Below are 22,433 nucleotides of genomic sequence, written 5' to 3'. Positions count from 1 at the left end.
AGCGTCAGATCAGCTGCAGATGTATGCGAGAGAGAAGTCGGCCGTGGTCGCCTTGCCCGCCTTGATCCTGACCGACCGGGCCTGCGGCACCGAGCCGTCGGTGGACGCGGTCACCGTGAGCGGGCTGTTGCCGGCATCGAGCCAGAACACGTACTGACCGTTCCGGTCGGTCCTCAGCGTGTAGCTCGCCGCCTTCGCGGTGATCTGCACGGTCGCTCCGGTCAGCGGCGCCGACTTTCCGGAGCAGTCGACCCCGGTGACCGTCCCGGTGATCTTTCCCCAGGTCCTGGGCGGGTTCACCGTGAGCGACACCGGCACCGAGGCGGTCGCGTACGGGGTCTGCGCCCTGATCGTGAGCAGCGCGGTGAGCGTGCCCGGCTGGGTGACTGCGGCGACGTTCGCGTCGAAGCGCACGCTGACGTCGGCGCTCTCGCCCGGCTGGATCGTCACCTCGGTCCTGTCCACCGAGAGCCAGGGGACATCGGACCCGCAGTAGCCGGGCAGCAGCTCGGTCTTCTTGGTCGCGGCCCACCCTCCGGCGGAGCCTCCTATCTTGTAGAAGCCGCAGGCCGAACCGCCGCGGTAGACGGTGTTGTTGGAGTTGGGCAGCGCGGTCCAGGTATCGGATCCCGGATCGTAGGCGAAACCCCGGTTGGTGATCGTGGTGAGGCCGTTGGTGACGCCGCCGGACAGGAGGAGCTTGCCGTCTGCCACCGAGTAGCCCATCCCCCACAGGTCGATCGGCAGGTCGGCGAGGGGAGTCCAGCGGGCGGATGCCGGGTCGTAGCTGTAGGCGTGCTTGGAGGAGGCGGTGCCCTGCGTCCCGCCCGCGCAGTACAGTTTGTTCGCGATGGCCCCGCAGCCGAGCATGGCGCTCTCTTCCGGGTAGGACGTGCCCGAACTCCAGGAGTCCGACGCCGGGTCGTACACCTGCACGTACGTCTTGTGGCAGCCTGCCGAGCAGCCGCCGACGATGTAGATCTTGCCGCCCAGCACGGTCACGCCTGCGGCGCCGACCGGTTTCGGCATATCGGCGCCTGCGGACCAGGTACGGCTCACAGGGTCGTAGATCTCGGTCTTGGCTATCGTGCTGTACGCGTCCCAGCCGCCGAAGACGTAGAGCCTGCCACCGAATGCGGCTGCCTCCGGAGCGAGACGGGCGACCTTCATGTTCGGCAGGGAACTCCACGCCTGGGTGACCGGGTCGTAGACGTAGGCCTTGTTGAGTACGGGCGTGGTTCCGTCGGTTCCGGCGGCCGAGTAGACCTTGCCGTCGATGGTCGCCACACCGTTGTCCATGATCGGTGAGGGGTAGTCGGCCGCCGCCGTCCACGGTCCCGCGGACGGCGTCGCCGACGGCTTGGCCGCCGTCGTCTGCCTGGTCCTGCCGGGCCGGAACTGCGGAGGGCTGTAGTGTCCCTTCACCTCGTGCAGCGGGGCACCCTTCTGCGCCGCTGCGGGCTGGTGGCCGCCCGGCCACTCACCGATCTTGGCAGTCACCGGAGCGGTTCCGGTGTTCTTCAGGGTCAGGGTGGAACTGCCCCGGCCCTTCCAGTCGACGGTCTTGCCGACCTGGGCCGGGCTGACCTCGATCCGCGGTGCGGGCAGGGCGAACGTGCCGTCCGTTGCCTGGTCCGGGGCCACGTCGACGGTGATGTCCTGGGCGCTGTAGGTGCCCCCCGTGGTAGCGGTGAACGTGTGCTTCCCGGTGAGCGAGGAGAACATCCAGTAGAAGCCGTCGCCCAGGTTCGGGTCGTTCGGCGTCGGCAGCGCGACTGTCTTCTCCGCGGGTTTGTCGGCCGATGCCACCGAGGCACCGTTGAGCCCGGCTCCGGTGTTCTTGTCGGTCACCCGGCCGAGGACCAGGCCGCCCGGTACCGGGTCACAGGTGCGGTCGCCGAGGCGGACGTCGTCGACCTGCCACCACCACCCCAGGCTGGCGGTGAAGTGGAACCTCACCTGGACGTCCGCCTTGCCGGCGGCCCGGGACAGGTCCACGATCTCGGTCCGCGGCCCCTGGGCGATGTCGGTGGTGTGGTGCCAGACGTTGTTCCATGTCTGGCCGCCGTCGACACTGAGGTCGACGTCCCCGGTCTCGCCCGAGTAGCCCTTGTAATCGGTACGGAAGGTCAGGGCGGGGTGAGTTCGCCGGCTGAAGTCCATCACCGGGCTGATCAGCGAGCTGTCCTGCGACTTGCCGACGCCGTACTTCGCACTGTCGATGATGGCGAAGCCACCCGACCCGCCGGTCTGGTTGCCGCGCTTGCCGGGATCGTCGAACACCCAGGTCTGGCCGTTGCCGGCCTTGTCGTCGACGGTCCAGCCCGACGGCACCGTGGTGCCGTCGAACGACTCCGTGGCGCCGTCGCTGTGAAGGGCGTACCCGCTCGCGCTGCAGGCCGTCCAGTCGACCGACGCCTTGACGTCATGTGTCACATCCGCCGATCCCACCTGAACGTCCTGAGAGTCTTGCTCGTAACCCGGATACAAGGGGTCGACCTGCAGGGTGTAGGTGGCCCCGGCGGGCACGCTCAGCGTGTACTTGCCCGTCCCGGGGTCGGTGTAGGCGACCGCTGTCGGCTCGTCCTTGACCCGCACCGTCGCATACAACGGCCAGCCGTGACCGGAATCGTCATGGACCGTACCCGTGACATCCACCCGCGACTTCGCACTCAGCCCGAAGTCCTCGGTCACCGTCTGACCGTCGGCGATCGCGACACCCGAAACGGTCTTCGTGGCATACCCGAACTTGCTCGCGCTGACGTCATAGGTGCCTGGTGGAGCGATCAGTGTGTACTGCCCCTTCCCGTCCGTCATCGTCGTGACGTCGCCCGCAGTGACCTGGGCCGAAGCCAGGGGATCGGTGCCGTCGGTGACAGTGCCGGTGATGGTGCCGTGCGGCCCGGAGCGGAACGCGGCGACGCCGTTCGGGGTGCCGAGCCCGGTCGGCCCGTCGTAGCCCGCCCCTCCCTTGCACAGGTAGTCAGGCGCGCAGCTTCCGTTGCTTCCGGAGGTCACGTCATTGAGTGCGTAGGGCTGGCCGTAGGGGTAGGAGTTGGGCGCCGAACCAGCCACCGGCGTTCCGGCCATGGCGTAGACCGAGGCGATGATCGGCGCGGACGCACTGGTACCGCCGTAGACGTTCCAACCACCGTTGTAGACCGCGACACCAGTGCTCGGGTCCGCGACCGCGGACACATCGGCGACCGCACGACGCGCGCAGCCGGTGTCCTTCTGGAACGACGGCTTGGGCTCCAACGCCGAGCAGCCACTGCCCGCACCACTCCATGCGCTCTCGGTCCAACCGCGGCTGGTGGAGGTGTCCTTGACCAGTGACGTACCTCCGACCGCCGTCACATACGGCGACGCAGCCGGATACTCCACCCCATAGCCGTTGTCACCGCTGCTGGCGGTGATGGCGACACCGGGGTGGTTGAAGTAGGCGTCGTCGGTCTGGCTCTGGTCGGGGCTCTCGCCACCGCCATAGCTGTTGGAGACGTACTTGGCGCCTTGGGCGACCGCTTGGTTCACGGCGGCACCGAGATTGGTCACGGAGCTGTCGTCGGCCTCGACCAGGAGGATCTTGCAGGTCGGGCAGGTCGCGCTGACCATGTCGACATCCAGCGCGATCTCCCCGGCCCACCCCGAGTTCGCCGGCGGATAGTCCGTGCCACCGCGCTGGTCCACCTTCTTGAAGCAGCCATTGGCCGTGCTGCACGCCGACAGCCCGTACTGCTGACGGTAGATGGCCAGATCGGCCTCGGCGTTCGGGTTGTCGAACGCGTCGACGATCGCCACCGTCTCCGTGGATCCAACAGCGGGCAGCTTGTACGCACCCTGCAGATCCGCCGGACCGAAACCAGCGGGAGCCGCATCGGGCTGCACACCCTTCACCACGGCAACATCGGTACGGACCATCGCGAGACAGGACATCTCACCCGCCCGTGACGGCGAGGCACACAACCGGTCGGTGGGATGCCGACCAGGCGAAGCAGAACGGGCCGCCTTCGCGGCCGAGACAGAACCGTTGGCAGATCCGGTGGACCCGGTGGACCCGGTAGTGGTGACCGTGGATCCGGTAGTGGTGACGGTGGATGCGGAGGCCGGGGCCGGAAGAGCGATCAACGTGAGCGCGACGACGGCGAGCGCCACGATCAGCGCCCGGACACGCCCAACAGCCGTGGTCAACACAACCGGACGCGATCTGCGGCGCGAACGCCGCGCAGCGGGGAGATAGAACACGTACACCTCTCCTACGGAGTGCATGCAAACCCGAATCATGAATTCCTGATCAGGCACATCCCGGCCCAGCCGCACTTCCTCAGCCGCATTCCTTCAGCCGCATCTTGATCCCGCGGCCCAGCGCGCCTCAGCACCGACCAGCACCGTGATCACCAGAGAACATTTCGGCCGGATCAACACGGCCGCGACCAAGCCAGAGCTTTCCAACCGGACAGGGCCGACACCCTCGAACCCTCAGGCGGCGCTCGGGAACACGAGCACTTCGACAGAACACGGTGCACGAGAACTTTCCCGCCCCTTCTGCCGGATGACAGGTTCGCGCGGACTTTATGACCAACAGCACCACCCCGTCATCGGTCGAAAGTCGGGACCATCCCCGCACCAGCCCGACGAATGTCGAATCACACCGACACCCGACAGAACAACACCCCTCCCCCACACCCAGAAACTCCCGCCCCCAACAACTCCCCGGCCCGACAGGCCCGACAACCCACGGCACCGGTCGACACGGGAGCGGGCGACTTCCTCGGGCAGAGCGCGTCCGGGGCGGAAGACGATCCCCGGTTCCGGCAGCCGGGGATCATCCGCGCGCGGGGGCGGGCCCGCTCGGGGCCCGGTTCGTCACATGTCGCGATGCAGTACGAAGGGCACGAGAAGGAGGAGTTCCTCCCGTGCCCGCGGCGCCAGCGGGACACCGCGCAGGCAGTGCTCCGCCGCGTCGGCCTGGCGTCGGGCCTCGTCCAGGGTGGCGGTCCGGCCACCCGCCTCAGCGACCAGACGGGCCGCCTGACGAAGCCCCTCCTCACTCAACGGTGCCGGTGCGGTGAGCAGTTCGGCGAGTTCCTCCGCCGCCCGGTTCTTTCCGGCCAGCGCGGTGAGTACCGGCAGCGTCTTCTTGTTTCTCCGCAGATCGCTGTGGACCGGTTTTCCGGTGACAGCGGGATCGCCCCACATGCCGAGGAAGTCGTCCATGGCCTGGAAGGCGATGCCGAGATGGCGTCCGGCGGCGGTGAGCGCGCGGACGGTCGGGGCCGGGGCCCCGCCGAGAATCGCGCCCAGGCCGCTCGCACACCCGAGCAGGGAGCCCGTCTTGTGCTCGGCCACCGTCAGGTAGTCGGCGACGCCGACGGCGTCCGGTCCGGTCCAGGATCTCCGCTCCAGCAGGAGATCGTCGGCCTGACCGCTTACCAGGTCCTGGAGGGCGGCCGCAAGCTGGCGGACCGCCGGGCCGCCCTGCGGGCCTTCGACTCCGGCGACGGTTTCCACCGCGAGCGCGAACAGCGCGTCCCCGGCGAGAACGGCGGGCCCGGTCCCGTACGCCTTCCAGGCGGTCGGGCGCTGTCTGCGGAACTCGTCCCGGTCCATGATGTCGTCGTGCAGCAGCGAGAACGTGTGGACCAGTTCGACGGCCACGGCTCCATCGACGGCGTCCGCTCCCGATGCCCCCACGGCTTCGGCGCTCAGTACGGTCAGCGCCTGCCGCACCCCTTTGCCGGTGCCCGCGCCCGAGCGGGGCGCGCCACCCACGTCGCACCAGCCGAAGGCGTACGCGGCCATCTCGGCGGGCCACTCGGCCAGGCTCGCGATGCGGGACCGCAGCGCCGGTTCCACCAGATCGCGACAGCGCGCGAGCACATCGGCCGCTGTACCGGCATCCCTCGTCCGGTCCGCGTCCCGTGGCGACGGGCCGTGCTCCGCGGGAGGGAGGACGGATGCCCGGGAGGAAGTCACCGCGGGTCCCCCCCGGCCTCGGCCGTGGTGGTGTCGACCGGGACGATGCCCAGTTCCGCGTGCGCCTTGTCGACCATGGCGCGGGCGTGCCGCAGCCCGATGCGGTCCAACACCCCTGCCAGTTCGTGCAGTTCGGCAGCGGTCTGCTCGGCGTCGGCGCCGAGACGGGCACGCGCCTTGACCGCGCCGAGCCGGGAGAGCGCCTCACCGCGCGGCTCGCTCATCAGAAGGAACTCGGCCAGCGATTCCTCGTACGTCGCGGACGCCTCCGCGTAACGCCCGGCCCGGTAGAGGACGTTGGCCTGCATCTTGTGGTTGTAGGCGAGTGCGCTGCTCAGCTTCATCTCGCGGCAGGTCTTCTCGGCTTCCGCGAGGAGGGCCAGTGCCCGCTCGGGGTCCTTGTCGCGTACGGAAACGAGATCAGCCATCCCGCGCAGCGCCCAGGCCCAGCCGCGCCGGTCATCGGCCTTCTCGGCTATCTCGGCTGCTTCCTCGAACATCGCGAACGCGGTGTCGTAGGAGCCGGTGTTGCGGTGCATCTGCGCGATGCCTTCGAGTGCCCAGACCGTGTGCCTGGCCTCGCCGCGCTTGCGGGCCTCGGCGAGCAGTTCGTCGTGCAGGGCCCCGACGGCGCGGTAGTCGCCCTGTATGCGGCCCGTCTCGGCGAGTCCGGCCAGGGAGTATCCGTGGGCCACCACGTCACCGGACTGCTTGCCGGTGTCTGCGGCGTACCGCAGCAGGCGGAAGGCCAGGTTGAGCCCGCCGCGCTGCCGGGCGAGGGTGCCACCGCTCCAGAGGGCCCACGCCATGGCGGACTGGTCCCCGGCCGAACGGGCGGTCCGGTAACTCGACTTCCAGGCCGCGTCGGCCTCCGCTATGTTGCCGAGCCTTCGCTGCGCCTCCGCGACCGCCAGTGCGGCGCGTGCCGTCTCCCGCACATCGCCGGACTGCTCGGCGTGCGCCATCTGTTCGGTCGCCTCCGCAAGAACGTCCGTCAGGGACGAGTTCACCGACAGTGCGCTCAGTGCCCCTTGGTACTCCGGTGCAAGTGCCTTCGTGTACATGCATTCCTTCCGCCCGGGGCCAGGCACGCGCCGGGCAACGGTAAGGACCTCGTCACGGCCGGACCCCTCTCTGTCTCTCCGTGCGGTCGGCTCGATCAGCCGCGCCGGAAAGGAAGATGATCTTCCGGGAGTACGGGTTCCATGAATGTTCACCCTGATCAGCACGTGCGTTCGCCCATGCACCAGCTGTCCGTCACCTGGGACACCGCGCAGCGGACCGCCGGGGCGGAACCGACCGGGAGCGGCCCGACCCAGTCGAAAGGACCTAGGCTCTGCCCCGAGCGAGAGGGCAACTCATGACGGAACGGACGGCGCCCGAGGGGCCCGCGGCGGGGCGGGCGCGCAACCCTCGCGGACACGGTGAGCAGCTGCGCAGGGACATCCTGGCCGCGGTCGGCAGGCTGCTGGACGACTGGGGTGGCATCGACAAGCTCACCATCCGCGCGGTCGCCCGTGAGGTCGGTGTCGCCGCCCCCAGCATCTATCTGCACTTCGCCGACAAGGCCGAGCTGGTGTGGGCGGCACTGGACGACAAGTACACCGATCTCGCGGCCCGGATGACCGCGGCCGACGCGGCGGCCCGGCCGCAGGACGCCCGGAACAGGCTGCGGGCCCAGGCGCGGGCGTACTGCCGCTTCGCCCTGGACAATCCGGGTCACTACCGGCTGATGTTCGAGGTGCCGCAGCCCTCGGTCGCGGCGACGCGCATCAACCGCCATCCGTCCCGTCACGTGTCGTCGAGCCTGCGGGCCGCGTGCGCGCGCTGCGTGGACGAGGGCGGCACGCTGGCCCTGCCGGTGGAGCAGGCCGCGCTCACCCTGTGGGCCGGGCTGCACGGCAACATCGCACTGTCCCACTCCCTGCTGTCCACCGCGCCGATGGACGCGCTCATCCTGAACGTGGCCGACGGCCTCGTCGACGCCCTCGTGCCCCAACGGGCGCCCGAGGGGCAGCCGTTCGGCCCTCCGGTCGCGGAGACGGCGGCTTCGCGCCAGATCAGGGCCATGCTGGCCGGTGCGGGCGAGCCCGGAGGCGCCCACCAGGAATCCGGAGATCATCACCAGGCGTAGAAACCCACCGCACACCGTGAGTTGGATCACAGCGACCGGGATGGACGGGGGCGGGGCGGAGGTCTAGCGTCCATGACTGAACTTAGTTAGGTGACTTGGGCAATCAGTTTGTTGTCCGGCCGCCCCATCCGATCCGCCCTCCCCCAAGGGCCAGACGGAGGTTTTGGCATGAAGGTTTCCCTCGACTTCGACAAGTGCTGCGGAGCGGGCCAGTGCGTGCTCGCCGCCCCCGAAGTGTTCGACCAGCGCGACGAGGACGGCGTGGTGGTCCTCCTCGACCCCGACCCGCCGGAGAGCGAGTACGAGAACGTGCGCCAGGCCGCGGCGGTCTGCCCGGCCGCGGCGATCGAGGTGAGCCGGTGAGCGCTCCGTCCCGTATCGCCGTGGTCGGGGCGTCGGCGGCCGGACTGAGCGTGGTCGAAGGGCTGCGGCGCGGCGGCTACGCCGGGCAACTCACCCTTGTCGGCGCCGAGGCCCATCTCCCGTACGACAGGCCGCCGTTGTCCAAACAGCTACTGACCGGAGAGTGGGAGAGCGACCGCCTCCCGCTGCGCGGCGCCGACGCCATCGAGGCACTCGACCTCGACCTGCGGCTCGGGACCGCGGCCGTCGCGCTGGACACGGACCGCAGCGAGGTGACCCTCGCCGACGGCAGCCGGATCGGCTACGACGCACTGGTGGTGGCCACCGGCGCCGCCGCCCGCCGGCTGCCCGGCACCGAGGGGATCGCCGGGGTGCACGTCTTGCGCACGCTGGAGGACGCGCTCGCCTTCCGTACGGAACTGCGCGCCGGGCCACGTCTGGTGATCGTCGGCGCGGGCTTCGTGGGCGCCGAGGCCGCTGCGGTGGCCCGCCGGGCCGGCGCCGAGGTCACGATGGTCACGGACGCGCCGGTGCCCCTGGCCGATGCACTGGGGCCCCAACTGGGCGGAATGCTGGCGGAGGTCCACCGGGAACACGGGGTACGGATCGTCGCGGGCGCCCCGGTCGAGCAGGTGCTGGCCGAGGACGGCCGTACGACCGGTGTACGGCTCCGCGACGGCACCACCGTCGCGGCCGACGCGGTACTGGTCGGCATCGGCGCCCGCCCCCACACCTCCTGGCTCGACGGAAGCGGCATCACCGTCGGGAACGGCGTCGAGTGCGACGCCACCCTGTACGCGGGTTCCGGCGTCTGGGCGGCGGGGGACGTCGCCAGCTGGCCGCACCCGCGCGCCGGGGGCCGGGTCAGGATCGAGCACCGTACGAACGCCGCCGAACAGGGCCTGGCCGTGGCCCGCAACATCCTGGCCGGTCCGGGCGCCGCGGTTCCCTTCGACCCGGTGCCGTACGTCTGGTCCGACCAGTACGACCTGAAGATCCAGGTCTACGGGCGGACCCGGGACGCGGACGAGGTGCGGATCGCCGAGGGCGGTCTCGCCGACCGCCGACTGGTCGCGCTGTACGCGAAGGACGGCCGGGTCTGCGGGGCCGCCGGAGTGAACATGCCGCGTGCGACGCGCGGGTACCGGGCGCTGGTCGCCGATTGCGCCCCCTTTCCTGGAGGAGAAGCGGTATGACGGACCAACAGCCCCTGCGGGCAGGCGTGGTGGGGCTCGGCATGATCGGCGGCGGGGTCGCCGTCAGCATGGCGCGGCGCGGCCGGACCCCGCTGGTTCACGACATCCGGCCGGATGCCTCTGCGGACCTGGCCGGAGTCCCGGATCCGCTGGCCTCGCCCGCCGAGGTGGCCCGGGGCAGCGATGTGGTGATGGTCGCCGTCGTCGACGCCGGTCAGGCGCGCGAAGTGATCGGCGGGGAGGACGGGTTGCTGGCGGGCGCCCATCCGGGCCTGACCGTCGTGCTGCTCGCCACCGTCGCCCTGCCGGTCGTCCACGAGCTGGCCGCGCTGTGCGCGGCCGGCGGTGTCGGCTTCCTGGACTGCGGGGTGACGCCCGGCGACCGGGCGGCCGAGAACGGCATGGTCGCGATCGTCGGCGGCGACCGGGCCACGGTGGACGCGGCGCTGCCCGTACTCGACGACTGGGCCCGGAAGGTCGTGCACTGCGGTCCGCTCGGCGCCGGGATGGCCACCAAGATCGCCCGCAATGTGGTCACGTACGGCAGCTGGCGCGCCGTCGCGGAGGCCGCTGCGCTGGCAGGCGCCGCGGGCGTGGACCCGGCCAGGCTCGCCGAGGTGATCGACACCGCCGACCCCGAGGGCCGGACCCTGCTCCAACTGCTGGGCATGCACGGCCCCGACGGCGCGCTGCCGGACGCTGTCGGTGCGCAGGTGGAGCCGTTGATGACCAAGGACCTGGACGCCGCCAGGGACCTCGCTGCGGCGCTCGGCGTCGAGGTCCCGCTGGTCGACGTCGCGCGTACGCACGCCCGCCACACCCTGGAGCGCGGCGAGCGCCCCGCCCCGGCCGGTGACGATCTGCACCGGCTGGGGCTGGAGATGATGGACCGGGTCTACGGACCGGGCTTCAGCTCGGCCGTCCCGGACACCGGTGAGCCCTTCACCGGCGAGACCGTCGACTACCTCTTCGCGCAGGTCTGGAGCCGTCCCGGTCTGTCCGTACGGGACCGGCGGATGCTCACGCTCGGCGTGGCCGCCTCCACCGGCCGGTCCGAACTCGTACAGATCATCGCCAACGGCGGCCTCGTCAACGACGAGCTGACCCCCGATCAGCTCCGTGAGGCGGCCCTTCATCTGGCCGTGTACGTCGGCTGGTGCAACGGCACCGCCACCCACACCGGCATCACCGCGGCCATCGCGGCCCACACCCCCCACCAGGAGCAGGAATGACCGACCCCCGCGCCGAACAGGCTCCCTCCGGAACGGCGTTGATCGACCAGCCCGTCACCCGGGCCCCCGGCCGGCCGCTGGACCCGCCCGCGGAGTTCACCCAGCTGCGCGAGGAACAGCCCGTCGTCAGGGTGCGCTTCCCCAACGGTTCGAGCGGCTGGCTGGTCACCCGCTTCGACGAGGGCAGTCAGGTCTTCAGCGACCCGCGGCTGAGCGCGAAGCGCCCCCGTCACGACACCCCCGAGGGAGAGGTGTCCGAGGCGGGCGAGGACTCCCCCTTCGACGTGGGGTTCGTCTTCATGGACGAGCCGGAGCACGGCGCCCACCGGCGGCTGCTCGCAGGGCGCTTCACACCGAAGGCCGTACGGACCAAGCTCCAGCCGTACCTGGAGAAGATCGTCGACGAGCACCTGGACGCCATCGAGGCCGGGCCCGAGACGTTCGACTTCGTCCAGGCGATGGCGCTGCCGATTCCGTGCCTGGTGATCTGTGAGCTTCTCGGCGTCCCGTACAAGGACCGGGACGGCTTCCACCACGCCACCGAGGCGATGATGGACATGGCCAGGAGCCGTGCGGAACGGGACGCGGGCGCCCACTGGCTGATCGACTACATCACCGCGCTGGTCGCCGAGAAGCGCCGTACCGGCGACACCGAGGGCATCCTCGCCGAGCTGATCGCCAAGGCGGACGACGAGGAATCGATCCTGACGGACTCCCAACTCATCGGTCTCGGTGTGCTGTTGCTCTTCGCGGGCCATGACACCACGGCCGCCATGATGGGCCTGTCCACGCTCACCCTGCTGACCCACCCCGAGCAGCGCGAGGCCCTGCTCGCCGAACCGGCCGGGACGGGGGCCGCGGTCGAGGAGCTGATGCGCTACCTGACGATCGTTCAGTTCGGTCTCGGCCGGGTGGCCAAGGAGGACCTGGAGCTCGGCGGCGCGCAGATCAAGAAGGGCGAGCTGGTGGTGGTCGCCATGAACGCGGCCAACCGGGACCCGCGGGTCTTCGAGAACCCCGACACGCTCGACCTGGACCGGAAGATGGTCCGGCACATGGGCTTCGGCTACGGCGTCCACGCCTGCCTGGGCCAGAACGTCGCACGGGCCGAGTTGACCACGGTGCTGCCCCGGCTCTTCGCGCGCTTCCCCGGCCTGCGGCTCGCGACCCCGCTGGAGGAGGTGCCGATGGACTTCACCGGTACCAACTACGGCGTCCGGAAGCTGATGGTCACCCGCTGATCCGCGGGGTCGTGGCGGTCCGCGCGCCGACCGGACCGCCACGCCCCCGCATCAGCGCCGCTCGTACGGACGGGACATCAGGCGGCGGCAGCGAGGACGAACCAGCGGGCGGGCAGGTCGATCCTGGTCCCGTCCGCCAGGTGTTCGGTCTGCGGCAGTGCCGTGTCGCCGCTCGCGAGTATCGCCAGCCCCGCACCGCGCAGCAGCTCCGGCACCTCCTCGTCGGTGGCCGAGGCCGGCTTGAGCCCGTAGTCGTACACCCTGCGCAGTTTCTCGGGCGGGCCCTGCGGCTCCCCGGCCGCCTCCTTGAGCACACCCTGGGAGGCGGGGGTGAGTTCGACGACGAAGGCCCGGCCCTGCTCCCCCACCAGTGCGGCGACGGCCGCGGCGACGGCGGGGCGTGCCTCGGGTTCGCTCTGGTGGATGACCGCCCGCATGTAGACGTTGCTGTCGCCTACGCGCTCGTGCAGAGCCCGGACCGCTTCGCTGTCCACCAGGTCGAGCTGCGCGAACTCTGCCACTCCGGTGGTGTCCGCGCGGCGTGCGTGTTCGATCGCCGCATGGGAGAGATCCACTCCCAGCGCGCGGGCGAACACGGTGGCCAGATAGCGGGTCTGGGTACCGTTGCCGCAGCCGAGATCGACGACGGGGAGCGAGGTGTCGGCGTACGGCAGCAGCAACTCGCTGTGCGGTACGGAGGCGAGAGAAGGGTCGGAGTCCCAGATCGCCTCGCCCTGGGTGTCGGAGGTGGCCGACCAGAAGCCTTCCCACGACTCACGGTACTTCTCTGACACGTCCATACGCACTCCCGGGTCCGGCCTGCCGCATGCTTCCTGTTCAGGACCGGATTACCTTTCCTGCACGCCGGAGGCAACAGTGCGGACGATCTCCGGCGTCCGGGGCCGTGCCGTGGGTGGCCACCGTCACCAGCTGTGCGACGGCGGGCGGGGAGCCCGGCCCAGGGCCTGCTCGAACCAGACGGTCTTGCCGTGCGCGGTGGCGCTGGTGCCCCATTCCCGGGCGAGGCTGCTCACCACCCGCAGACCACGGCCGAACTCGTCCTGGTCGGAGGCGTCGAGCAGTGCCGCCGGGGCCGGTTCGTCGTCGCTGACCTCACAGAGCAGTGCGGCTGTCCGGACCAGCCGGAGCCCGATCCGGTGCGTACGGCTGTGCTTCACAGCGTTGGTGACCAGCTCGCTGACCATCAGCTCGGCCGACTCCACCGCACCCGGCAGGCTCCAGTCGAGCAACTGGTCCCGGACGATCTGCCGGGCCCGCGCGACCTCGCGCGGGTCGATGTCGAGCTGCCATTCGGCGACGTCGTCGTCGGGGATCCCGTTCACCCGGGCCATCAGCAGGGCCACGTCGTCCTTGCGGCCGTCTCGCGGATTGAGGGCCCGGATGATGGTGTCGCAGGCGTCGTCCATCGAGGCGGCGGGGTGGGCCGCCGACGCGCAGAGCGCGGCGAGTCCGGCGCCGATGTCCTGGCCCCGCACCTCGACGAGCCCGTCGGTGCAGAGGATGAGACGGTCCCCCGGGCCGACCCGCACGGTCGCGGTCTCGAAGGCGACTCCGCCGACGCCGATGGGTGCGCCGGTCGGCAGGTCGAGCAGTTCGGCGCGGCCGTCCTCGGCGCGCACCAGGACCGGTGGGATGTGTCCGGCGTTGGCGATCTGGATCTCGGAGCGGATCGGGTCGTAGACGGCGTACAGACAGGTCGCCAGATACTGCTCGCCGAGGCGCTGCGCCAGGTCGTCGAGGTTGCGCAGGAGCTGGGCGGGTGGCATCTCCATGGTGGCCATGGTCAGCACGGCGGTGCGCAACTGCCCCATCATCGCCGCAGAGTTGAGGCCGTGTCCCATGACGTCACCGACGACGAGCGCCGTCCGGGAGCCGGGCAGTTTCACCGAGTCGAACCAGTCGCCGCCGACCCGGCCGAGGCGGGCCCCGGGGAGGTAGCGGGTGGCGATGTCGCAGCCCGCCATCCGCGGTTCGACCTTGGGCAGCATGCTGTCCTGGAGCGCCTCGGCGACGTTCTCCTGGTAGGTGTACATCCGGGCGTTGTCGAGGACCAGCCCGGCGCGGGCCGCGAGTTCGGCGCCGGTGGTGCGGTCCATGTCGTCGAAGGGCTCCCGGCCGGGACGCCGCATCAGCACCATGAATCCGAGAACGACATCACGTGCCTTCAACGGCACGATCAGCATGGACCGGTGGTTGATCAGCGGACGCAGGTCACGCTTCTCGAACTCGCCGGAGATGCGGTTGCCCTGCTCCTCGCTGATCGTCGGGATGAGGACGGGCTCGCCGGTGACCATGCACTGGAAGAACGGCGTGTGGTCGGGGAAGGCGATGGCCTCGCCGACCGGCACGGTGTCGTCCCAACGGCCCGGTTCGTCGTTGTGCTCGACCCACACCCGGTGCCAGATGGTGGTCACGTCGGGCGGGCCGTCGGGGAAGCCCTCACCGGCGAGGACCGCGGCGCGCAGATGCGTACCCGCGAAGTCGGTGAAGCGCGGCACCGCGGCGCTGGTGACCTCGCGGATGGTGCGTTCCAGATCGAGTGAGGTACCGATCCGGCCACTGACCTCGTTGAGGAATTCCAGCCGTTCGCGGACGGCGCCGTATTCGAGGTCGAGTTCCGGACGGGGCGCGGCACGCGCCGTGCGGGCGTCGTCGGCCGCCTCGCCCGGCCCACGGGTCCAGCGGCGCGACCGCCGCCGCGGCACACCCCAGTCGGGGGTGACGGGAACCAGGTCGCGTTGGCTGAACTCCAGGACCGGATAGCCGAGTTCGAGGACCTGCGCGACGATCCCGGTCGCCTGGTGAACGCTCATGTGGGGCAGGATCTCGGGGAGCCTGCCCGCCAGGTCCTGGTAGCCGGGGAAGTCGGTGTGGAGCGCGAAGGCCGGGGAGATCGTCTCGGCGTCCGCGCCGCCGTTCCCCTCGTCCTCGCCCAGTTGGGCGGCGTCCGCGGCGAGTACGAGCAGCCGCTCGGGGCCCGGACCGACCAGCGGGTAGGCCCACCAGAGGACGTCGATACGGCCGCGCCGCGGCTCGTCCACCCGGGCCCGGCCCGCTGTCGGGTAGGCGGTGATCCCGCTGAGGGAACTGTCCAGCTCGGGGCCGAAGTCGGCGTACGTACCGTCCGGCCCCAGCTCCTCCTCCTGCCGCAACGCACCGGAAACCGGCAGCAGTTCACCGGCCGCGCAGCCGATCGCGTCCTCCCGCGCCACACCGAAGAGCCGTCGGGCACCGGTCGACCAGTGCGACACCAGTCCGTCCGCGCCCACGACGACCACGGCGAGCGGCACTCGGCCCGCCGCGGCGTCGCGCGACTGCGGTGACCTCTGCGGCGGTACACCAAGGTCCATGGCTGGAAGGCTCCTTCCCGGCCGCAAGGCTCTGCGGTACGTAAGCCCACCGTACGGCCCCGGGTCCGGCGTCCGCGGGTCATCGCCGGAATCCGCCCCGATGGGGGGTGCGCCCGCGCACACCGGGCGCACGTCCCCTCGGAGAGCCGGCCCGGGGCCCCGGCTGTGCGACTGTCATTCCCGACATGCGCGTAGCCGTGTCGTGCCTCGGGCTTGCCATGGTGCGAGGACGCCGGTCAGCCGTTCGCGAGGGCTTTCACGCGGTCGAGATTCCCGTTGAACCGGTCGTGGTCACCGACCGTCGCCCCCTTGGAGGTGTACTGCCAGATGGTCTGGTACCTCCAGCCCGCAGGCAGGACTCCGACGGACGAACCGTAGCTCGGCACCCACAGCGGATTGGTCTTGCCGAACCCGGAGTTGTTCCCTGTACAGCTCTTCCACCAGTTCGTGGAGGTGTACAGGACGACATCCCGGCCGGTCTTCGCCTTGTAGGTCCTGGAGAAGTCCCTGACCCAGTTGACCATGCCCTGGTGGCTCAGTCCGTAGCAGGTGGCGCCGTAAGGGTTGTACTCCATGTCCAGAGCGCCGGGCAGGGTCTTGCCGTCCTTGGACCAGCCGCCGCCGTGAGCGAGGAAGTACTGGGCCTGGGCGGCGCCGCTGGAGGTGTTGGGGGTGGCGAAATGGTAGGCGCCCCGGATGATGCCGGCTTTGTACGACCCGTTGTACTGCTGGGCGAAGAACGGGTTCGTGTAACTGGTGGACTCCGTCGCCTTGATGTAGGCGAACCTCACGCCGGACTTCCACAGCGGGGACCATGCGACGTTGCCCTGATGGCTGCTGACGTCGACGCCCTCCGTGCCCCGGGCGGCGGTGAGTGCGACGCCACTCGTGCCGGTGCCCTCATGTCTGAGGATCTGGGAACCGGCGAAGTCGTCCCCGGGGTGAGAGGGATCGGGGACGCCGGTGGCGGCGCCGGCAGTACTGGACAGCACGAGAGCGAGAGCAGGAATGCCCACGGCCAGAGCGGCGAGAACAGCGGACATCCGGCGAGGTGTGCAGGCGGGCACGGACACGATATGCCTCCAAGGGTCAGGCCCAGCCTGCGTGGAGTCCTGGGGAACACCGTGAGGCGCGCGGAGGGCGCGGCTCACGTCACCCGATACGTCGTACGGTGGAAGGCGATCGAAGTCCGCAACGGCGGAGAGAAACGTGGCGCGGAGGGTCTCCTCGACACCGTGACCTCCACGCCACCACAGCAGGGGAGTTGTACGTACGTGGCCGCCCGGTCCCGTACGAACCGGTGTGAAGCGGGGTCTGCCCAAGGCGCTGCGGCTCCTCCCCACGGCACGGCGACGAGCGCTCGCGGGGCAGCCGCCGACTGGCTCCTGCGCCCGCGCGCGACACGTCAGCTCATCAGTCCTCGTGCCCCAGTTGGAGATCGCGTTCGGTACGCCCGCCGCCCGCCACCTGGAGGACCGTCGCGACCGGCGGGTAGCCCGCCGCGATCACCGTGTACTCCCCGGACGACAGATCGACGAACCGGAAGGCACCGTCGGCGCCCGTGGTGAGGGTGTCGACCACATTGCCCGCCGCGTCGAGCAGGGTGACCCGGGCGTCCTCGACCGGCCGGCCGCCACTGGCGCGCACCGTGCCGCGCAGCACCGCGCCACCGGCCAGTTCGACGTCCTGCCGGGTCTCCCGCGCGGCCTGCACGCTCACCGGGAGGGCGGCGGGGCGGAAGGCGGGGGCGCTGCCCGCGAGGGTGTACTCGCCGGCCACCAACTCGGTGATGACGTAGGTGCCTTCGCGCCCGCTGCGGGTGGTCGCGACGACTTCCCCGCGTACGTCGGTGAGGGTCACCGCGGCGTCGCGCACCGGGGTGCCGTCCGCGGTGACCACGGTGCCCGCGAGCCGCCCCGCACCACCGAGGATCACGTCGAGGTCGACGGCGCGCTCACCGACGGTGACACTGACGGCCTGCGGCTGGTGGCCGCCGGCCGCCGCGATCAGGACGTACGAGCCCGATCCGGGCACGCTCAGCGCGTACCGCCCGTCCTCGCCGCTCGCGCCGCGGCCGATCTGGCGGCCGGTGACGTCGATCAGGGTGAGCGCGGCGCGCGGCACGGTGGAGCCGTCGTAGTGCTGGACGGTCCCGCAGACGGGAACGCCCACGGAGTAGGGCGCGGCCGGGACCCGGGCTGCGGGCACTGCCGCGTCCGGTGCGGCCGTGGGGGTGTTGTGGGACACCAGCGGTTTCTCCTTGAGGAAGAAGGCGATGATCAGGCCGAGCAGGAGCACCGGCACGAGGTAGAGGAAGATCCGGGGCATCGCGTCCGCGTACGCCTGGATGTAGCCGTCCCGCAGCGCGGGCGGCAGTGTGCGGACCAGTTGCGGGGTGATCGACTCGGCGTCCGGGAGGTGCGCCCCGGCCGGGATACGGGCCGCGAGCGCGTCGGTGAGCCGGCCGGCGAAGAGAGCGCCGAAGATCGCTGCGCCGACACTGCCGCCGATCTGCCGGAAGTAGTTGTTGGCGCTGGTGGCGGTGCCGAGGTCGCGGGGCGCCACCGAGTTCTGCACGGCCAGCACCAGGACCGACATGATCAGGCCGATACCGATGCCGAGTACGGCCATCCAGATGCTGTACTCGACCTGCGGTGTGCCGGTCTTCAGCCGCGAGAGCAGCCACATGCCGACGGCCGAGATCGCGCAGCCCAGCACCGGGTACAGCTTGTACCGGCCGGTGCGGCTGGTCAGTTGGCCCGACACCACGGAGGCGACGACGACTCCGCCCATCATCGGCAGCATGTACAGCCCGGACTCGGTGGCGCTGGCCCCGTCGACCATCTGCAGGAAGGTCGGCAGATAGCTGGCCGCGCCGAAGAGCGCGATGCCCACCACCGCGCCGACGAGCGCGGTGACGTTGAAGATCGAGTCACGGAACAGCCGCAGCGGGATGATCGGTTCGGGTGTGCGGTGCTCGACGACGAGGAAGAGCAGGGCCGTCACGACCGTACCGGCGGCCAGACCGAGGATGGTGCGTGAGCCCCAGGCGTACTGCGTGCCGCCCCAGGTCGTCAGCAGGACGAGGCAGGTGGAGGCCGCCGCGAGGAGCAGCGCGCCGAGGATGTCCAGACGCGGCTTGGCGGTGGGTTTCGGCAGCTTCAGGACGAGGGCGATGACCACCAGGGTGACCACGCCGAACGGCACGTTGACGTAGAAGCACCAGCGCCAGGAGGCGTGGTCGGTGAAGAAGCCGCCGATGAGCGGTCCGGCGACGGAGGCCAGTCCGAACACCGCGCCGATCAGCCCCATGAACCGGCCGCGTTCCCGGGGCGGCACGATGTCCCCGATGATCGCCTGCACGCCGATCATGAGGCCACCGCCGCCGATGCCCTGGATCGCGCGGAAGCCGACGAGTTCGTTCATCGTCCGGGACCAGCCGGCCAGCGCCGAGCCGATCACGAAGACGACGATCGCGAACATGAAGATGCTCTTGCGGCCGAAGAGGTCGCCGAGTTTGCCGTAGACCGGCAGACCGATCGTGGAGGCCAGCAGGTACGCGGTGACGACCCAGGACATCTTGTCCAGGCCGTGCAGCTCACCGACGATCTTCGGCAGCGCGGTCGCCACGATCATCTGGTCGAGAGCCGCGAGCAGCAGCGTGAGCATCAGCCCGAAGAAGACCATCCGCACCCGGCGCGGGCTGAGTTGAACCTGCTGCGCCGCTGCCGGAGGCGGTGGAGGTACGACGGTCAGCGGCTCCGTCGGCACATCGGCGTGCCCGTCCTTCACCAGAGTGATTCCACCCACGTACTGCTCCCCTCGTCGCGCCTGCGCCGCCCTTTTCTCGCATTCGACGACAAGGGGGTGCAAGCGCGACGATCAGCGCGCGAGGCGCACGCCGGAGGCTTCAGGGCCGGTGGGAGCCCCTACGGCGTACAACGGGGCCGCTGAGAAAACCACTCGAACCGGTGAGCATCAATTCCGCTCGAATGAGTTGGCGCGGGGATCGATGCGGGCATCGGTGCGGGGATCGATGCGGGATCGATGCGGGGTCACTTGCTCACTTCGGCGTCGAGCTTTTCCAGCAGCTCGTCGTAGATGCGTCCAAGTCCCTTGGGTGCGAAGGTCTTCTCGAAGAATCCGCCGATGCCTCCGGCGCCGTTCCACACGGTGGAGACGACGACCCGGGACTTCCCCTCCCCGGCCGGGGTGACCGTCCAGGTCGTGACCATGGAGGAGTTGCGGTCCTTCTCGACGAGCTGACCGTCGGTCGGCTCGGTCACGTCGAGCAGGCAGTCGCGGATGCGCTTGCTGGTGGCCTGGAGCTTCCAGTGGACGACCGTGCCCTCGCCGTCGCCGCCCTCCCGGACCTCGTACTCGCTGAAGTGCTCGGGCAGGAGCTTCGCCCGCGTGCCGGTGTAGTCGGCCAGCGCGTCGAACGCCGCCTCCGCGTCCGCCGCGATGATCCGCTCCGTGGTGGCCTCTACCTGCGCCATACCAGTTCCTCCAGCTGTCGTTCTTCAGTCGGTGTGGTGAACCGCGTGCTGAGCCAACCACCTCGGGTGCGGCCACGGAAATCCGGGTTGTGCGAACAATGGGAACAGGTGTTCTAATCTGGAGTACAGGCTACCGAGGAGGCGCCATGCGCTGGGACCGACTGACCGAGAACGGCGGGGACAACGGGTCCGAAGAGGGCGGCGGGGACGGCCGGGCGCCCGGGGACGCGGCGCTGTTCGGGACGGACCGGGTGGTCACCCGCACCTTCGACACCCCGGAGTTCCGCGGAGTCACCTTCCACGAGGTGCGGTCCCGCTCGATCGTGAACCGGGTGCCCGGCGCCTCACGGATGCCGTTCGAATGGACGGTCAACCCCTACCGCGGCTGTACCCACGCGTGTGTCTACTGCTTCGCCCGCCGGACCCACAGCTATCTCGACCTGGACACCGGCCTGGGATTCGACTCGCAGATCGTCGTCAAGGTCAACGCCCCCGAACTGCTGCGCAGCCGCCTGCCCTCCCGGCAGTGGCAGGGCGCCCACATCGCGATGGGGACGAATGTCGACTGCTACCAGCGCGCCGAGGGCCGCTACCGGCTGATGCCGGGCATCATCGCGGCCCTGCGCGACCATGCGAACCCGTTCTCCGTCCTGACCAAGGGAACGCTGATCCTGCGCGATCTGGAACTGCTGCAACAGGCGGCGAGCGTCACCGACGTCGGTGTCTCCGTATCGGTCGGCTTCGTGGACGAGGAGCTGTGGCGCACCGTGGAGCCGGGCACGCCGTCCCCCCTGCGGCGACTGGACGTCGTACGCACGCTCACCGAGGGCGGCATCGGCTGCGGGGTCCTGATGGCCCCCGTGATCCCGTTCCTCGGCGACCACCCGGACCAGCTGCGCGCCACGGTGCGCGCCGTCGCGGCCTCCGGGGCGACCTCGGTGACGCCGCTCGTACTGCATCTGCGGCCGGGCGCCAGGGAGTGGTTCATGGCCTGGCTCGGGCAGCACCATCCCCACCTGGTGCGGCGCTACGAGCGGCTGTACGCGGAGGGGGCGTACGCCCCGAAGTGGTACCAGCGCAGGATCACCCGCCAGGTGCACGAGCTGGCGGCCGAGTACGGCATCGGGCCTGCCCAGCGGGGTGCGCCGCGCCGGATCCCGGCCCCGCGGGAGCCGCTTCTCGCGGAGCCCACCCAGCTGACGCTGCTCTGACCCCGCGCCCCGGGCACGGTCCGCCGTCAATCCGCTGGCCCGCCCGACCGGGCCCACGCGACGATGTGCGCGTGACGACGCGACTTCCCCGGGAACACCGGGAACAGCAGGCACAGCGGGAACAGCAGGCACAGCAGGCACGGAGTCCGCTGCTCATCAGGGGCATGACGGCCGACGACTGCGAGGCGGTGGCCGTCGTGCGGGTGCGCGGCTGGCAGTTCGCGTACGCCGGGCTGATCCCGCAGCCGTATCTCGACGCCATGGACGCGGGCGAGGACGCGGTGCGGCGCCGCGCCCATTTCGCGGCCGGGCGCGGCCGGGTGTTCAACATCGTCGCCGAACGCGACGGCGCGGTGATCGGGTGGGCCTGCTGCGGACCGTACCGGCCCGACGTGCCACGTACCGGGGACGGTGAGCTGTACGCCCTCTACGTCCTGCCGGAGCACCTCTCCACCGGTGCCGGGCGCGCGCTGATGGCCGAGGCGCTCGCCTGGGCCGGCGCCGCGGGCCACCGTGTTCTGCGCCTGTGGGTGCTCGAAGGGAACGCCCGCGCCCGGCGGTTCTACGAGAGGTGCGGGTTCGCCGCCGACGGCGCCGAGGAGCCGTTCGACGTGGGCGGGGTGTCCGTTCCCGAGGTGCGTTACGCGAGGCGGCTCAGCGCCTCCGACGCGGCGGCGGCCAGCGCGGGGTGACGCAGGGCGGCTTCGAGCACCGGTCGGGCGCGCGGATCACCGAGCCGCCCGAGCCCTTCCACACAGCCGAGCGCCACTCGCGGGTACGGAGCGTCGGGCGCCAGCAGCGGCTCCAGCGCGCGGATCAACGCGGGCACGGACTCGGGCGCCCGGAGCTCGGCGAGCAGCAGCACCGGTTGCAGGGCGTACGCCGTGCGCATCCCGTTCGTGGCGAGGGCCGCGGCGGCGCGTGCCGTGCGCGGGTCGCCGAGTCGGGCGAGGGCGTACGCCGCGGAGACACAGCGCGGCGGGTCACGGTGGTTGAGCAGCAGCACCAGCGCCTCGAAGGCCCTCCGGTCACCGGCGCACCCCAGCCGGAAGGCGGCGAGTTCCCGCGCCCAGAGCGGCTGTCCGGTCGCGGTGAGCACGGCGGCCAGCTCCTCGTGGTCCCCGGCGGCGGCGAGCCGCTCGTACGCCGCCGAGCCGCCCGACTCGTCCCGCAGCCGGTCCGTGAGCGACCGCAGTTCCTCGTCCATGGCGGG

At 70.6% G+C, this 22,433-nt stretch carries 16 protein-coding genes; 7 read left to right on the top strand and 9 right to left on the bottom strand.

Going from position 1 to position 22,433, the window contains the following annotated elements; all coding sequences use genetic code 11:
- Window positions 1-9 precede the first annotated feature (9 nt).
- The 3 genes from OG709_RS31020 to OG709_RS31010 all read right to left on the bottom strand — a co-directional run bounded on the left by OG709_RS31020 (window position 10) and on the right by OG709_RS31010 (window position 7,037).
- Entirely contained in the window at window positions 10-4,188 is a 4,179-nt protein-coding gene (locus OG709_RS31020) for a carboxypeptidase regulatory-like domain-containing protein (RefSeq protein WP_329168497.1), read from the bottom strand.
- Window positions 4,189-4,863: 675 nt separating this feature from the next.
- On the bottom strand, window positions 4,864-5,877 hold the full coding sequence (locus OG709_RS31015) for a polyprenyl synthetase family protein (protein ID WP_266645971.1): 1,014 nt from the start codon (window positions 5,875-5,877) through the stop codon (window positions 4,864-4,866).
- 92 nt (window positions 5,878-5,969) lie between these two features.
- Window positions 5,970-7,037 carry a tetratricopeptide repeat protein gene (locus tag OG709_RS31010; protein WP_329168494.1) on the bottom strand — a complete coding sequence of 356 codons (1,068 nt, stop codon included), beginning with the start codon at window positions 7,035-7,037 and terminating at the stop codon, window positions 5,970-5,972.
- Window positions 7,038-7,333: 296 nt separating this feature from the next.
- Between OG709_RS31010 and OG709_RS31005 the strand changes: the two genes are divergently transcribed.
- The 5 genes from OG709_RS31005 (at window position 7,334) to OG709_RS30985 (ending at window position 12,139) form a co-directional block, all read left to right on the top strand.
- Window positions 7,334-8,107: a TetR/AcrR family transcriptional regulator gene (locus OG709_RS31005; protein ID WP_250302647.1), complete on the top strand. Its 774-nt coding sequence runs from the start codon at window positions 7,334-7,336 to the stop codon at window positions 8,105-8,107.
- Between the two features lie 168 nt (window positions 8,108-8,275).
- Window positions 8,276-8,470 (top strand): ferredoxin, encoded by a 195-nt coding sequence (locus OG709_RS31000; protein WP_250302645.1) that lies wholly within the window; start codon window positions 8,276-8,278, stop codon window positions 8,468-8,470.
- On the top strand, window positions 8,437-9,666 hold the full coding sequence (locus OG709_RS30995; protein ID WP_443068591.1) for an NAD(P)/FAD-dependent oxidoreductase: 1,230 nt from the start codon (window positions 8,437-8,439) through the stop codon (window positions 9,664-9,666). The genes OG709_RS31000 and OG709_RS30995 overlap by 34 nt, the downstream gene beginning before the upstream one ends.
- On the top strand, window positions 9,663-10,898 hold the full coding sequence (locus OG709_RS30990) for an NAD(P)-binding domain-containing protein (protein ID WP_250302642.1): 1,236 nt from the start codon (window positions 9,663-9,665) through the stop codon (window positions 10,896-10,898). Before OG709_RS30995 ends, OG709_RS30990 begins: the two co-directional genes overlap by 4 nt.
- Window positions 10,895-12,139, top strand: coding sequence for a cytochrome P450 (locus OG709_RS30985; protein WP_266645976.1), 1,245 nt, complete (start codon window positions 10,895-10,897; stop codon window positions 12,137-12,139). The genes OG709_RS30990 and OG709_RS30985 overlap by 4 nt, the downstream gene beginning before the upstream one ends.
- A gap of 77 nt (window positions 12,140-12,216) precedes the next feature.
- Here the strand turns inward: OG709_RS30985 and OG709_RS30980 are convergent, their stop codons facing one another.
- The 5 genes from OG709_RS30980 to OG709_RS30960 form a co-directional block, all read right to left on the bottom strand.
- Window positions 12,217-12,939: a class I SAM-dependent methyltransferase gene (locus OG709_RS30980; protein WP_326693681.1), complete on the bottom strand. Its 723-nt coding sequence runs from the start codon at window positions 12,937-12,939 to the stop codon at window positions 12,217-12,219.
- A gap of 123 nt (window positions 12,940-13,062) precedes the next feature.
- Entirely contained in the window at window positions 13,063-15,510 is a 2,448-nt protein-coding gene (locus OG709_RS30975; RefSeq protein WP_326693682.1) for an ATP-binding SpoIIE family protein phosphatase, read from the bottom strand.
- Between the two features lie 236 nt (window positions 15,511-15,746).
- Window positions 15,747-16,553 (bottom strand): lysozyme, encoded by an 807-nt coding sequence (locus OG709_RS30970; RefSeq protein ID WP_250302633.1) that lies wholly within the window; start codon window positions 16,551-16,553, stop codon window positions 15,747-15,749.
- A 370-nt stretch (window positions 16,554-16,923) separates the two neighbouring features.
- Window positions 16,924-19,320: an MFS transporter gene (locus tag OG709_RS30965; RefSeq protein ID WP_405687733.1), complete on the bottom strand. Its 2,397-nt coding sequence runs from the start codon at window positions 19,318-19,320 to the stop codon at window positions 16,924-16,926.
- A gap of 245 nt (window positions 19,321-19,565) precedes the next feature.
- Complete coding sequence (locus OG709_RS30960; RefSeq protein ID WP_250302631.1) at window positions 19,566-20,009, bottom strand: SRPBCC family protein; 444 nt, start codon at window positions 20,007-20,009, stop codon at window positions 19,566-19,568.
- Window positions 20,010-20,155: 146 nt separating this feature from the next.
- Between OG709_RS30960 and OG709_RS30955 the strand changes: the two genes are divergently transcribed.
- Together OG709_RS30955 and OG709_RS30950 are read left to right on the top strand one after the other, a co-directional pair.
- The gene (locus OG709_RS30955; protein ID WP_329168490.1) at window positions 20,156-21,220 is read left to right on the top strand and encodes an Rv2578c family radical SAM protein; all 1,065 of its coding nucleotides are present in this window, start codon (window positions 20,156-20,158) and stop codon (window positions 21,218-21,220) included.
- Between the two features lie 71 nt (window positions 21,221-21,291).
- Window positions 21,292-21,912, top strand: coding sequence for a GNAT family N-acetyltransferase (locus tag OG709_RS30950; RefSeq protein WP_329168489.1), 621 nt, complete (start codon window positions 21,292-21,294; stop codon window positions 21,910-21,912).
- On the opposite strand, the gene OG709_RS30945 is transcribed toward OG709_RS30950, so the two are convergent.
- Window positions 21,861-22,427 (bottom strand): adenylosuccinate lyase, encoded by a 567-nt coding sequence (locus tag OG709_RS30945; RefSeq protein ID WP_266645982.1) that lies wholly within the window; start codon window positions 22,425-22,427, stop codon window positions 21,861-21,863. The genes OG709_RS30950 and OG709_RS30945 overlap by 52 nt on opposite strands.
- Between the last annotated feature and the right edge of the window lie 6 nt (window positions 22,428-22,433).

Origin of the sequence: Streptomyces sp. NBC_01267, from assembly GCF_036241575.1 — a bacterium.
Lineage (GTDB): Bacteria > Actinomycetota > Actinomycetes > Streptomycetales > Streptomycetaceae > Streptomyces.
The sequence above is the reverse complement of the archived record's forward strand: the minus strand, read 5'-3'. Positions and strand labels throughout refer to the sequence as shown.